The organism is Idiomarina sp. A28L (assembly GCF_000218785.1).
GTDB lineage: Bacteria > Pseudomonadota > Gammaproteobacteria > Enterobacterales > Alteromonadaceae > Aliidiomarina.
Genome location: NZ_AFPO01000028.1, coordinates 39,802 through 54,312 on the forward strand (window position 1 = coordinate 39,802; position 14,511 = coordinate 54,312).

At 44.7% G+C, this 14,511-nt stretch carries 10 protein-coding genes; 7 read left to right on the plus strand and 3 right to left on the minus strand.

Annotated features, from left to right (window positions below; genetic code table 11):
- Positions 1-134 precede the first annotated feature (134 nt).
- Together A28LD_RS11710 and A28LD_RS11715 are read left to right on the plus strand one after the other, a co-directional pair.
- Entirely contained in the window at positions 135-569 is a 435-nt protein-coding gene (locus A28LD_RS11710; protein WP_007421288.1) for a c-type cytochrome, read from the plus strand.
- Between the two features lie 314 nt (positions 570-883).
- Positions 884-3,583 (plus strand): sensor domain-containing phosphodiesterase, encoded by a 2,700-nt coding sequence (locus tag A28LD_RS11715; protein WP_007421289.1) that lies wholly within the window; start codon positions 884-886, stop codon positions 3,581-3,583.
- On the opposite strand, the gene rep is transcribed toward A28LD_RS11715, so the two are convergent.
- Positions 3,546-5,564: a DNA helicase Rep gene (rep, locus tag A28LD_RS11720; RefSeq protein WP_007421290.1), complete on the minus strand. Its 2,019-nt coding sequence runs from the start codon at positions 5,562-5,564 to the stop codon at positions 3,546-3,548. The two genes, A28LD_RS11715 and rep, sit on opposite strands and share 38 nt — an antisense overlap.
- Before the next feature lie 164 nt (positions 5,565-5,728).
- Here rep and A28LD_RS11725 point away from each other — a divergent pair, with 164 nt between their 5' ends.
- From A28LD_RS11725 to A28LD_RS11740, 4 genes are all read left to right on the plus strand, one after another.
- Positions 5,729-5,968: an accessory factor UbiK family protein gene (locus A28LD_RS11725; protein ID WP_007421291.1), complete on the plus strand. Its 240-nt coding sequence runs from the start codon at positions 5,729-5,731 to the stop codon at positions 5,966-5,968.
- A gap of 55 nt (positions 5,969-6,023) precedes the next feature.
- Positions 6,024-7,469 (plus strand): ATP-binding protein, encoded by a 1,446-nt coding sequence (locus tag A28LD_RS11730; protein WP_007421292.1) that lies wholly within the window; start codon positions 6,024-6,026, stop codon positions 7,467-7,469.
- 34 nt (positions 7,470-7,503) lie between these two features.
- Positions 7,504-8,178, plus strand: a complete 675-nt coding sequence (locus tag A28LD_RS11735; protein WP_007421293.1) for a response regulator — start codon at positions 7,504-7,506, stop codon at positions 8,176-8,178.
- Between the two features lie 100 nt (positions 8,179-8,278).
- Positions 8,279-8,986, plus strand: coding sequence for a hypothetical protein (locus A28LD_RS11740; protein WP_007421294.1), 708 nt, complete (start codon positions 8,279-8,281; stop codon positions 8,984-8,986).
- Between the two features lie 78 nt (positions 8,987-9,064).
- On the opposite strand, the gene A28LD_RS11745 is transcribed toward A28LD_RS11740, so the two are convergent.
- Both A28LD_RS11745 and A28LD_RS12095 read right to left on the minus strand, forming a co-directional pair.
- Positions 9,065-10,015 carry a hypothetical protein gene (locus tag A28LD_RS11745; RefSeq protein WP_007421295.1) on the minus strand — a complete coding sequence of 317 codons (951 nt, stop codon included), beginning with the start codon at positions 10,013-10,015 and terminating at the stop codon, positions 9,065-9,067.
- A gap of 164 nt (positions 10,016-10,179) precedes the next feature.
- Positions 10,180-12,894, minus strand: a complete 2,715-nt coding sequence (locus A28LD_RS12095) for an EAL domain-containing protein (RefSeq protein WP_007421296.1) — start codon at positions 12,892-12,894, stop codon at positions 10,180-10,182.
- 421 nt (positions 12,895-13,315) lie between these two features.
- Between A28LD_RS12095 and A28LD_RS11755 the strand changes: the two genes are divergently transcribed.
- Complete coding sequence (locus tag A28LD_RS11755) at positions 13,316-14,182, plus strand: magnesium chelatase domain-containing protein (RefSeq protein ID WP_007421297.1); 867 nt, start codon at positions 13,316-13,318, stop codon at positions 14,180-14,182.
- The last annotated feature ends 329 nt before the right edge of the window (positions 14,183-14,511 follow it).

Below are 14,511 nucleotides of genomic sequence, written 5' to 3' on the forward strand. Positions count from 1 at the left end.
GCAATCCTGGATAATAAGTGCGCAAGGTAGTTTCACGAGAAGCTTTTTCTCGTTATAATCGCTGCACGTATTCAGCAATCGAATTATTTTTCGCCCTAGATGTTAATCGCATTAGTTGCGAACAGGAGAAAGCCGTGAAGTTTTTAAATCAATTAAAGTGGAAACAAGTATTGGCCGTGTTTGCGGGTGTAGCTGTAGCCGGCAGTGTAATGGCCGTTTCTGTAGATATGTCGCGTGAAGCTATCGCTGATCGAATCAAACCAAGCGCAAAAGTTCGCTTGGCTGGTGCGGAAGTAGCCCAAGCAAATGGCGCTGCAGCACAAGAAGGCGAGCGCTCAGGCGAAGCGGTATATAACCAAGCGTGTGCAGCTTGCCACACAAGTGGCGTTTTGAATGCACCACGCAGAAATAACGCCGACGATTGGGAAGCTCGTATTGCCCAAGGCATGGATGTATTACTAGAGCACTCAATTAACGGCTTCAATGCTATGCCACCACGCGGTACTTGCATGAACTGCTCAGACGATGAGATTTTAGCTGCTATCGAATATATGATTGAAGATATCTAATCTTTACAGCTCATTTTCAAAGCCGCCTTTTTGGGCGGCTTTTTTGTTTGCAATCAAGGTGCTTAGATAAATTAAAGTTGCTAGCTTTTCATTCATTAAAAGTAGTAATATACTCGGATGTTGACAATATAATAACATTTCGTTTTTGCAGTACTAACGAGATACTAAATGTAACATCGAAAGTGCGGTATTTTTGAATGAATAAATACCAGCTTGCGGAATGAGTCTGAACTGAGTTTATTGCTATATTTGTAAAAGCAGAGTAGTACTGGTGTTGCAGGATAGTTTCCTCGTATACAGGGGGTTGCTCAAGGGTGAGCGAAAAGAACCAAGGTACTCCAGAACTGGAACCCGCTACGCAAATACGTCGATTAGAACGTGTTGTGGCGCGGTTAAAGGTTTTAACACAGAAGTATCGGCAAGCTGAAGTAATTCAGCAGGCCCTTTTCCGTATTTCCGAATCAGCATCTTCTGCGCAAAATATGGAACAAATATATCGCGATGTGCACCGAATTATCGGCCAGCTCATGACCGCGAAGAATTTCTATATTTGCCTCTACACCGAAGATCGCAAATCGTTTACCTTCCCTTATTTTATTGATCAATACGATGATGCGCGAATGGTTGCCGAAGTTCCTGCTGAAGCACTAATGCGTGGTATGACAGGCTATGTATTACGCAGGGGCGAACCAATACTTTGTACCAAGCATGATATTGAAGCGCTGGTAGAGGCGGGGGAAGTTAATTTTCTCGGCTCGCTGCCGGTAGATTGGCTTGGTGTTCCACTCATTGCTAACGATGAATTTATCGGTGCTATGGTGGTGCAAAGTTACGTAGAAGAAATGCGTTACAAAACCGAAGATCTTGAATTATTGATGTTCGTTTCTCAACACGTAGTGAATGCTTTAGAGCGTTTCCGACACCGCGAATATCTAGAATCGGAAGTAGCCAAACGCACAGCAGAACTTCGACAAACCAACGTTGAACTTCGCAGTGAGATTAAAGAGCGCGAAAAAGCAGAACTGCAAAACGCGGTATTGTTTTCTATTTCCGAACTTACCAATACAGCTGAAGATATGTCTACCTTCTATCGCCAGTTGCATATTGAGGTTTCACGGTTAATCCAAGCAGAAAACTTTTATATAGCGTTGTTAACTGAGAATCGCCAGCAAGTTTATTTCCCTTATTATGCTGATGAAAATGGCTTCCAAGCGCGGCAGCGCAGTTTGCAGAAAGGCTTAACGGAATACGTATTGCGGAACCGCAAGCCGGCATATGTAGATGGCAAAATTCGTGATTCTTTGGTGGCTAAAGGCGAAGTAGTGTTATCTGAATCGCGCGGTATTTTAGCGCATCAGTGGTTAGGTTCGCCGTTAATGCTTGATGGCAGAATATTTGGTGTTATTGCTACGCAAACTTACGCAAAAGATAAACCATTCTCGCGTGAAGATTTGGAGCTACTTAACTTTGTTGCGCACCATGTTTCTGTGGCTATCGATCGTCGGCGCGCATCGGAACAATTAGCCAAGGCAAATAGCTTCCTAGAGAAGCGGATTACTGAACGTACTGAAGAACTGGTAGAAGAAATTGAGCGCAGAAAAGAAATTGAAGCTCAGCTTTACCATGATGCTCATCACGATAATCTTACTGGTTTGCCTAATCGCGCAATGTTTTCCGAACGTGTTAATCAAGCACTGGCAAGGCAAAAACGCCAGCCCAAAGACAATTTTGCGTTATTGTTCGTGGATCTCGATCGCTTTAAGAATATTAACGATACCTTGGGGCACTCGGTGGGTGATGAGTTCTTACTAGAGGTAGCGCGGCGTATTCATAGTGCTATTCGAGAGCCGGATTTTCTTGCGCGTTTGGGCGGCGATGAATTTGTTATTTTACTGGAACCGGTTAAAACAATAGATGATACCAAAGATGTAGCAAGCCGCATTATTGAAGTTATGAAAGCGCCATTCCGATTAAACGGCCAAGAACACTTTTCCGGTGCAAGTATTGGTATAGCAACTTGCCGAGGCCCTGATGATACAACCGATCGATTATTGCGTGATGCTGATGCCGCCATGTATGAGGCTAAAAACCTTGGCCGTGGCCGCTATGTGGTGTTTGATGAAGCGATTCGTAGTGGCCTTGTAGATGCGCTGAATCAAGAGGCCGCCTTGCGGCATGCAAAAGCGAAAGAAGATTTCCGGCTTTGGTATCAACCGATCTTTTCTTTAGATAGCGATACAATTCAAGGCTATGAAATGCTTGTGCGCTGGCAGCGTGGGAAAGAAACCATACTACCAGGTGATTTTATGGCACTGGCTGAACGTTCTGGTGCGATTATTGATATTGATCAATGGGTTTTATCGGAAGCGTGCCGATTAATGAAAACTCGTAAAATAGGCACTGATGCTAAACTGCCATTACACGTGAATTTATGTGTGCAACATCTACTCCGGCCGCGCCACGTACAAGCCTTAATCGATTTGGTTGCACGAAAGGGAGTTCCACACAAAAGCTTAGTGTTAGAATTTGATGAAGATGCTCTACAAAAGGAAGATTCCAGAAGAGTTTTAGCGAGCTTACGCAAGCTTAAAGAAGCTGGGTTCTTATTGGCGCTAGACGATTTTGGCAGAGTTACAGGGCCGCTTCATTTTATTTATAATTACCCCTTCGATATCATTAAGTTGGATAGAAACTTTGTGGCGCAAGTGGATCGGAAAGACCGTGCGCAAGCAATGGTTCGGCACATCGTTACGTTGTGCAAAGAACTTGGTATTGAGCTCAGTGCCGAGGGTATTGAAACCGATTCACAGCGCAAAGAGCTGAAAAAACTAGGGGTAACAAAAGGCCAAGGTAATTTGTTGAGTGCCGCACGTACAATTGAAGGTGCGAACAGTATGCCCCTAACGAAAAAAGAAGAGATATCGAAAGCGAACGATAGCGCAGAAGAAGCGGCTACCGGCAACGCCTCGAATGATATTACTTCCGCAGCATCTCGCGTAACTTCGCAAGATTAGATTCAGTTTTTTCTAGCTGTTCTTCTTTACTTACAGGTTTGCGCTGATCTTCCCAATCAATATCATCTTGCGGTAATTCCATTAAAAAACGGCTCACTTCTGGGCGAATAGTTTCACCATATTGGCGGCGCTGTTTGGCCAACGTAAATGTGAGTTTGCGCTGAGCTCGGGTAACGCCAACATAGGCCAAGCGCCGTTCTTCCTCAATATCATCATTATCAATACTGGTTTGATGCGGCAGTAAGCCCTCTTCCATGCCCACTAAAAACACATAGGGGAATTCTAAACCTTTGGAAGAATGCAGCGTCATGAGTTGTACTTGATCGGAATCATCTTCCTCATCTTGGCGCGAGAGCATATCGCGAAGCACCAAGCGGGAAACAACTTGATCAAGCGACATCGCATCATTTTCGGGGCTCCCCATGAGCATATCACTCACCCAACGGAATAGTTCGTTCACATTTTTAATTCGCATTTCAGCCGCGGTAGGGCTGCCGCTACTTTCAAATAACCAATCTTCGTAATGAATGGCTTGAATCATAGCTTTAACTGCCTGTGTAGCGTGCTGTTCGCCTGAATCACTCTCGCGTGCCGTGTGTAAAATTAGCTGAGTGAATTCTTGTACATCATGGTATGCCCGAGTAGCCAACATGGTTTTTAGGCCCGAGTGTTGGCAAGTTGCGAACAAACTAAGGTTTTCTTGGTGCGCGAGTTGGCCAATGCGCTCAATGGTGTTCGGGCCAATACCCCTGCGTGGTGTGTTAATGATACGCAAAAAAGCATTATCATCGTTTGGGTTCACCACTAAGCGTAAATAAGCCAAAATATCCTTTACTTCAGCACGAGCAAAAAATGATTGGCCACCAGTTATTTTATAGGGGATGCGGTTGTTCATCAGCGCTTTTTCAAAAATTCGCGCTTGGTGATTACCGCGGTACAAAATTGCGTAATCGCCATAACGAGTGCTATCCATAAAGCGCTCTCGGATGATTTCGGCTACTACCCGCTCGGCTTCATTTTCTTCATTTTTACCGAATATTACCCGCAGCGGCTCGCCGTATTCCATCGCGGAAAATAGCTTTTTCTCAAAAACGTGTGGGTTATTGGCAATGAGAATGTTGGCACTTTTTAAAATGCGGCCAACTGAACGATAATTTTGCTCAAGTTTGATTACTTTTAAGGTAGGAAAGTGCTTCTGCAACAACGCCAGGTTTTCCGGTTGCGCTCCACGCCAAGAGTAAATACTTTGATCATCATCACCCACCACGGTAAAACGCCCGCGCTCGCCAACTAGCAGGCGAACTAATTCATATTGGCTGGTGTTGGTATCTTGATATTCATCAACTAATAAATAGCGAATGCGTTGTTGCCAACGCTGGCGAACTTCTGGCACTTGCTTGAGCAGCAGAGTGGGCAAAAGAATGAGATCATCAAAATCAAGTGCGTTGCAGGCTTTCAAGTGGCGTTGATAGGCAACGTAAAGCTCAGCGAAAATCGCATCATCGGGCATGTTGCTATCAGGTTGCACATGCTCCGGTAGCTGCATGGCATTTTTCCAGTGGCTAATGCGCTGTTGTAAACGCTGCAGCATGGCTTTATCGGCATCTATGCTATCTTCGCTGAGCGCACTTAGTAGCGCAAAAGAATCTTGATCATCAAACAGCGAAAAGCCAGGTTTAAAGCCAAGCATTGCCGCTTCGCGGCGAATCATATCTAGGCCCAGCGTGTGAAATGTAGATACTCTTAGGCCACGGCAGTTTTTTCGGCCCAACCGTTGCGAAATTCGTTCGCGCATTTCGCGAGCGGCTTTATTAGTAAAGGTAACGGCTGCAATGTGGTTTGCTTTATAGCCAGCTTGGTTTACTAAATATGCGATTTTCTCGGTAATTACGCGAGTTTTACCACTGCCCGCGCCCGCGAGCACTAGCGTAGGGCCACTAATATATTCTACTGCCCCTTGCTGTTGTGGGTTTAATTGCATGCTTATGCCGCCGCCAAAAAATAAATTTTAATGCTGAGTGGGAAAGGGCGCATTGTACCCGAATTAGCCAATATGCCATAACCAGAATTTGCGGTATGCTGTAGCCATAGGTGCTGCCCGTTTTCAAAGCAGCAATAATAAGTAAACAGAGTAGGATAATTAATATGATTGATGCGAAAAAAATTGAGCAAATCGCGAAACAAATCACCGAAAGCATTCCACCGGGTGTGCGTGGTATGGCTGATAATTTGGAACAAAAAGTAAAACAAGCGGTGCAAGGCCAGCTGAGCAAACTTGATGTGGTAACGCGTGAAGAAATGGAAATTCAGCAGCATTTAATTTTGCGCTTGCGCCAACGTATCGAAGCGCTCGAAGCAAAGTTAGAAGAACAAGAAAAGAAATAAAAATTCTATGGGTTGTAGCCCTGTTGGCTTTGCAACCGTTTTAAGGAATTAGCCGTTGGTTTCATTTTGGCTACAGCGATTTAGTACGCGTACGCAATTTTTTATTGCCATTGCCGGCACTGGGATATTCTTGGTGGCGGTTGTTTTGCTGGGCGTGCGTAGCTATTTTTTGAGCAACTTTACGAACTACATTGCTGAGCAAGAGCAACAGCGTTTACAACCGGTAGCAGCAGTTTTTTCGGAGTATTACAGTAATCTTGTGGAACAGCTTAGCAATCGGGGCGTTGCTCAAATCGATGAGGCCGAGTTGTGGCGTATGGTGCTAACGAACATTCAACGAGATCTGCTGATAAACCCTAGCCGGGTTAATTTAGATCCGGCACTTAGTTTTAGTGAATTGAATTTAGAAACACTCGGTGGGTATCGCGTATTTGGTGTGGCTATTGAAGATCCGGTATCGGTGGCGGTGCTGAGTAACGGCGCGATTATTGCCACTTTAAGTACAGTAATGCCTCGAGGGCAAATGCAGCCAATTGATGCAGTATTTAGCCAGCAACAAGAAAAAGCACTTTTGTGGGCCGGCGGTTTTGCTCTTGCGGTTGCAGCTTTAGTGGCGTGGCTGCTGGCCATACAATTGCGCAAACGTTTATTGCTATTGCGGCAAAATACTCAGGAAATCGCGGCGGGAAACTATCAATACTTTAAACAGGGTAAATCGCTAACCGAAAATGGTACTGCAAACGATGATATTGGTGAGCTATCGCTGGCTATTAATAGTTTGGCGGAAACCCTAGCTAATACGGAAAATAATCGCCGCCAATTTATGGCCGATATTGCCCATGAGTTGCGCACGCCACTCACCATTCTGAAGGGTGAATTAGAGGCGGTAGAAGATGATATTCGCACTCCAAGCAAGGAATTTTGCCAACTACTGCTGCAACAAACCGATCAACTTAATCACCTTGTGCAAGATCTGCAATCACTCGCTCAAGTTGAAACCATGCAGTATCAATGGCAGCCGCTAGATTTAAACCAACTGTTGGTGCGCATAGCGCAGCAAATAGAAACACAAACGGAAGCTGCGGGTTTAAATATTGTATATCGCGGGCTAGCCAACCCGGTATGGGTGCAGGCGGATTCAAACCGCTTACAACAAGCGCTCATGAACCTTTTGCAAAATAGCGTGCGATATACAAAAGCGCCCGGTTCAATTGCCATTGAGCTGCAGCTTGATACGGCTGCAAAAAACGTTTACATCATTATTGAAGATAGCGCCCCGGGAGTTTCTGCGGAACATATTCCACATTTGTTCGAACGCTTTTACCGCATTGATGCGCACCGGCAACGAGCAACCGGAGGGAGTGGTTTGGGCTTAGCAATTGTGGCGCAAATTATTCGAGCGCACTCAGGTACTGTGCAGGCAAAACCCAGTGAAATGGGCGGTTTAAGTATTCAACTTAAGTTGCCACTACTGGCTAAAAATGAAATACAGCAGAATTAATTATTTTGATTGTGAATAACTAGGGAGCGCGCGGGTGAGCTATTTGCTAGTAGTGGAAGATGAGGCCGCCATACGCCAACTATTGGTTGATTATTTGCAGCAAGCTGGCCATGTGGTTAAAGCTATTGAGCGTGGTGATGATGCACTAGCGCAAATTCGTAGAGATCCACCTGAACTTGTTTTGCTTGATGTAATGCTGCCAGGCATCGATGGCTTAGAAGTATGTCGGCACGTGCGCGAGTTTAGCCATGTTCCGGTGATTTTCTTAACGGCTCGGCATGATGAAATAGATCGTATCGTTGGTTTGCGTTTAGGTGCCGATGATTACATAGTGAAGCCGTTTAGCCCTCGCGAAGTAGTAGCCCGCGTTGAAGCCATGCTCAGGCGGAGCCGATGGCATAACGAAGTGGCAGCGCAGGAACCTACTCTGGGATTACACTTAAACGTAAGTGATTACCAAGCGTTTTGGGGCGAGCAATTGCTTGACCTTACACCGGTAGAGTTTCGTTTGCTAGTGGCTTTGCAGGAACACCCAGGCCGAGTGTTCCGCCGAGATGAACTCATCGATGTAGCCTATGATGATCACCGAATTGTGAGTGATCGAACTGTTGATAGCCATATTAAGAACCTTCGGCATAAGTTGCATGCAGCTGGCGCCGAAGAGGTAATTCAGGCTGTTTACGGCGTAGGTTATCGTTACCTTTTATGAAGCTCCACAATTTCTCCATATTTAACGCATATTCACTGCACCTTTAATGGGCATACTGATTGCGAGTGATGAGGCCAATGTGGCTTATAAGGAGTGAGTGATGAAAAAATTAAATAAAATAACGAATACCTTAGTTTGTATGTTGCCAGTAATTGCAATGGGCGCAGCCATTGCTGTTGAACGTAACGCGGATGATGCTAGTGTTTCACCTACACGCATGATTTGGAGTGAGGCCCCGCCAGCACCACCTGCACCGCCAGAGCCATCAAAGCCAATGCGCATGATGTGGGTTGATCACATTAATGTAGAAGGTGATGTAGACCGTGCAGAACTTCGTGCAAGGGCTCAAGAAGTGCGTGCTGAGGCCTTACGTGAGCAGTTTCTGCAATTTGATTTAGATGGTAATGGTTTTATTACCCAAGCTGAATTCACTGAAGTTATGGTGGAGCATGCACGGAAAAATGCCGAGCAAATGTTTCAACGGTTTGGTGATGATGGCACCGGAGTTATCAGTGAAGAACGCTTTATTGAAAACTTCCAAGAGCGTCGAATTCATGGGAACCGGGGCCACGGAGCTCGCGATATTTCACCAGAAGATCGCGAACGTATTCGCCAAGCTCGAGAGCTAGCGCGCGAAGCTGCAGCAGAAGGGCGGCACCGTGTTATTGAATTACGCGCTAATGAGATGGAAATGGAATTTCATGATGGCGAGCGTTTAAGAATGCGTGGCGGTGAAGTTACCCGCACCGTTGATGAGGATGGTAACCAAGTAATTATTATTAAGCGGAAACAGAAAAAAGAAGATTAAATTTCTGTGCGTTTAACAGCAAAAGAGAGCTTTTGAGCTCTCTTTTTTATTTTTAAAATGAAGAAACTGCGCCGGTGTTTAGCTTTCCAGCTTTTTCAAAGCTTCTCTAAGATTTTCATCGTTTTCGGCGCTAACTTGAGCCTCAGCTTTCATGGCATTCGCTTCTTCTATGCGATCTTGGTGAAAGTAGATTTGCGCTAAGCGATATTGTGCCCAACCTGCTGGGGTAGTTTCAGGCACTCTGTTTTCCGCTAACAATACCTGTAAGTAGTGGGCTCCGTTTGCTAGCTCCTCACCCGATTCCGCCGCTAGCTTTCCCCACTGATAATATACTTGTGCGGCTAGCGCTTGGTGTTCTTCGTTGTCGCTATCGGTGTTCGCTAATACATACTGCATTTGGCTAAGTGCTTCGGCATATTTTTGGGCATTTACGCGCAACGCTATGTAATTTATTCGAATGCTTAGGTTCTCGGGCTGATCATTAAACCAAGCTAACCATGCGGCTTCTTCTGCCTCAGTATCTTCGGCCATTGCAGCCAAGGCAATATCAGCCTGAAAGCGAAATGGGCTATTTAGTTGTTTCAGGCGCTCGGCGTGAAAAGCAGCCTGATCTTTATCACCGCCTGCGATACCTGGAGCGTTGGCGTGAAATTGCAATAGGCTTAAGTGCGCTAGTTCATGATTAGGTTCTTTTTCCAGCGCCTCATTCCATTGGTTACGCATACGGCGGGCTAAGAAGGGTAAACGAATAGCGCTGGCATCGTTCATGGAAAGTACCGTGATAATGCCTTCAAGAAAATGATAATCACCAGTATTACCAAGGGTTCGGCGCAACTGCTTGAGTGCCTTATCGGCTGCTTTATGATCGTTTTCGCTAAGCGCAGCAACTACCGGTGCGAAGCCTTTATCAAGATGATCAAAATTAAAGCGTTGCTCTTGTGCGCTTGCACTCGTTAAAACGCTGAGCCATAGCAGGGCCACCACAATGAGTTGCGGAACCCGGAGGCTTTTTATAAATATCGTGTGCATAAATACCCTTAGCATCAACATCTTTCGCCTAAGCGCTCTTACATGAGCGATTGGGAATAAAAAACAACCAAGGGTTAGCATAGCGTAGAATATTTATGCCTAGTTAGCGAAAATGTGTTTCAGAATATTTTTAGCAAGCTAGATATGAAGTTATCAGGGCCTAACTAGGATCTTAGCAAGGCTATAACATCGATTAGAGGCATTGGTTTATAGAAATAGAAGCCTTGAATTGCATCACAATGAAGCGCTGAACTAAATTCGGCTTGCTCCTTCGTTTCAACGCCTTCCACAACTATTTTCTTATCCAAGCTTTTTGCTAAATAGATTACCGATTCTGCAATTTTGCGGCTTTCAGAGCTTTCGGAAATATCTTTGATGAATGAACGATCGATTTTAATAATATCTACCGGTAGGCGGTGCAATAGGCTCAGGCTCGAAAAGCCGGTGCCAAAATCATCTAAAGATACTTGTATACCGAGCGCACGTAGCTCGTTTAATTTTACAGATAAATGCGCATGATCTTTACTCAAAACACTTTCGGTAAGTTCTACATTTAATGTATCTGGCGAAACTTTATAGCTGTTTAAGGTGCCAATAATTGAATCAACCAAGTTACCTCGATCGAATAACTGTGCCGATAAGTTAATCGCCATAGTGAGTTCAGGCGTTATTTTCTGTAGTTTTGCAAGTGAGGCAACGGCTTCTTCCAGTACAAGGGCCGATAACGCAATAATTTGCCCAGTTTGCTCGGCAACTGGAATAAAATCTCCCGGAGGGATAAAGCTTCCATCAGGTTGCGGCCAGCGTGCGAGCGCTTCGAAACCGATAATTTCATGATTGTACGTAGAAACTACTGGCTGAAAATGAACTCGGAACTCTTTATCTTCAATAGCGCGCTGAATTTTAGCGCGCAAGCGATACTGTTTTTCATAGCGCATAGCCATATCATGGCTAAATATTGAATAAGTATTACCACCGTTAACCTTCGCTTCCGACATTGCAACGTCGGCATTTTGAATCAATTTGGTGGCTGTTTCTTCGGCATCTCCCACTGAAGCTATACCAATGCTTGCAGTTAAATGAATATCCAAAGCATTAATATCAAAGTTACGCTCTATTTCTTGATTCAGTTGAATTGCAATTTGTACTGCTTTGGCTTCCGAAGCGTTCGGCAGAAACACAATAAATTCATCACCACTGAAACGAGCGGCTAGAGCTTCATTTGGAAGGCAGCTCTCTATTCGTTTGGCCGTTTCAGCAAGAATACGGTTACCAACGGTTAAGCCAAGGCTATCGTTTATGGGTTTAAAGCCATCGAGATCGATGAAAAGAACACGAATACTATGCGCGTTGTATTCGGATAACATTAATCTAATGTTTTCTTCGAGTACATCTCGGCGCAATAGCCCTGTTACACCATCAAATTTTGCTAAACGATCAAGCTTCAAGCGCTCCACTTTGAGTTTATTGTTGGTATCAATGATGAAAATAAACAACAACGAGAGTACAAACGAAAAAATTAGTACTAGCTGGTTTGTCCGCGCTTGTGTCCACAGCAAACTGTAATCGGAAATAACAACAGTGAAGTTTGGTGTGTAGGCATCCATAAGGTTACGCGAATTCGCGAACTGGAATGGGTAATTACTATCGAGTTGGTTTTGCGTGAGCACATCAAAATTTGGCGTGTTAATAGCTATTAGCATGTTATCGGCGAGCTCGAGGTATAGTTGGAAGTACTTTAAGTGCTCAACCTGCCGAAACGTTGCGAAACTATTCAAATCGATAGCCACCAATATTTGCGCGTGCAACGATTCATTCTCGAAAACAGGTTCGGAGAAAAATAGGATAGGGTATCTCTTATCTAGCGAAACGCGAGAAACCGAAAACGCTTGAACGCCTCGGTTCTCTTCAAACCAATGGCTCACTAAGCTGGTTATCTCTTGATCAGCAAAAATACTAGCATCAAGTTCATCGCTTAAATCTGATTTACTTACGTGGGTTGTTTCTCCATCTGCATCAAAAATTGTAATAGATAAAGCATGGCTGTGATCGCGAATGAATAAATCTAAATCCAGTTGTTTTAATGAGGGGTTGGTATCGGTGAGTACCCAACGCGTAGCTACTTTTTCAATAGAATTATTATATGTATAAAGCTTTTGCTGTAATTCATGGGTAGCCTGATTAATTAGAGATAATGAGCGCTTTTCTAGTTCCTCGGTATTAATAATCGATAGTGATAGCCAAAGTAATAATCCAGCTAGAGATACAAGTACAGCAGGCATAACGCTATTTTTTATTTCACGGAATAGAACGGTGTGGCAGCTTCCGCGTACCAAAGAGGCTAGCCCTAGCATGCCGATGATAACGGCCAATAAAGAGATACCAATTGGATTATCGAGTGTAGTTTCTGGTGTGAAATGAAATACCCAGCCAGTAACGATAACAATCAACGAAAATAGCAGAGAAGCAGAACCAAAAATCAGCCATGCAATATCGCTCACTTTGCTTTGCAGTTTTAATAAACTGCAACCACCAAGAAGCAAAATAAATGTGGCAAGTGCGCACGGTGCAATACCGTAGCCATTGGTTGCTACAGGAAAAAGGGTAGGAAAAAACAAACCAAGGTATAGAAAGCTCGCATACCCGATAGAAATCAAAGCACCTAATACCCGAGTGTGCGCACTACTAGATATACCCAACAACATAGTGGCGCCTATCACTATCATAGCGATACCGGAAACCATCATAAATTCGGGTCTGAGCAAGTCAACCTGGCCAAAAAAGCGATATGTAATCGCAATGATGCCAGTTAACACTGCTGTAAGTGCCGCAGTTGCATAATATGCAGCTGATACCTCTCGGTTCTTGAGTATGAGCACTATGAATTCTTCTGTGTTGAACTATTAAAAGATAATCACTTGTGGGCCCTATAATGCACGAATTTGCAATCGCTAGAACAAGTGGATACAAAAATAAAAGTAAATTTCATATAAATTTTAGTCAAGAATAGCAATGAGGAATTGGTTTGCACAAGCGTTTTAGTGGTCCGATTACAAAATACCCCGAAGGGAGTATCTTTCTCATGTGTTTCCTAGCGTTGCGGGGCGAAATCGCATTCTTTTTGAAAGCCCCTAACGGCGTATAACGACGCACGTTTGTGCTTAGTTTACTTTGGGTTTGATAGGTGTTCTTCATTAGGCGTAATCGTTCGTGCGTAATCACTGAAATTTTAGGAAATAGTTAGCCCCTTTGCTGATTCGAGCTAAACTTTTCGTTTTGCAGGAAGCAATCGAGGTAGCTATGGGATTAGCAGTGGTGTTAACGCGGGCGCAGTTGGGTATGGAATCGCCATTGGTGCGGGTAGAAGTAAATGTGGCCCGTGGGGTGCCGGGCTTTCAGATTATTGGTATGCCGGAAACTACGGTGCGTGAAGCGCGAGATAGGGTAAAAACCGCAATTCTCAATAGTGGCTTGGAATTTCCGGTGGCGAAGATAACTATCAACCTATCGCCGGCCGAATTACCCAAACAAGGGGCACGGTTTGATTTGGCCATGGCTCTTGGGATTTTGGTGGCTGATGAATCAATTAATGAGGGTGAGCTCAGCCAACTCGAGTGTTACGGCGAACTGGCGCTTGATGGTGCGGTGCGGCGAATTGATGGCGTTTTACCGGCTTTGCTTGCCGCAACTGATGCTGGCCGCCGAGCGTTAGTTCCCGCTGCAAATACAACCGAAGCTGCGCTGCTGCGTAAGCCAGGTGCTTATGCGGTTACTTCGCTCGCTGCGGCGGTAAGGCATGTTGAACAGAGCTCATTGCTGAGGCTTATTGAACCTGTACAGTTGCCTTCGCGCCCTGCGGGCGTTGCCGATATCGCTGATGTGGAAGGGCAAGAACAAGCAAAACGAGCCTTGTTGTTGGCGGCCGCAGGTGGGCACAATATATTGTTCGTGGGGCCTCCAGGCACTGGAAAAACCATGTTGGCAAAGCGTTTAATTGGCTTAATGCCGCCGTTACCAGAGCCTGAAGCGCTCGAAGTTGCCGCCATAAGTTCGCTTACAGGTGAAAAATTTGATCCGGAACGTTGGCGACAACGGCCATTTCGTGCGCCTCATCATTCTTGCTCTGCCGCGGCGCTAGTGGGGGGCGGTTGTGAGATACAGAAATAAATGAGAATTTACAGAATAAAATGATACTAAATTTTGGTATGAGTTTTTCCAGACGCCCCTCAAGAAACCCAATGTTAAGTAGTCAGCCATGAATTAATCTCGTAAACAACTCGAAAGAGACTCCTCAACCTTACTTTAATGTGTTTGTTCTATGCGTGCATAAATTGTCGATTATGAGCATGAATTAAACCGTTAGCTAAGCTCACCGTGCTTGTGATTGCGCCAGCGCATGCTCATATGAGAGTTAAAAAAATGTTGCGTAATTTTTAAAACTCCGGTATTTATCAAAATAACTACTCGCTATTTAGCAAAGGACTATGCGATGACCC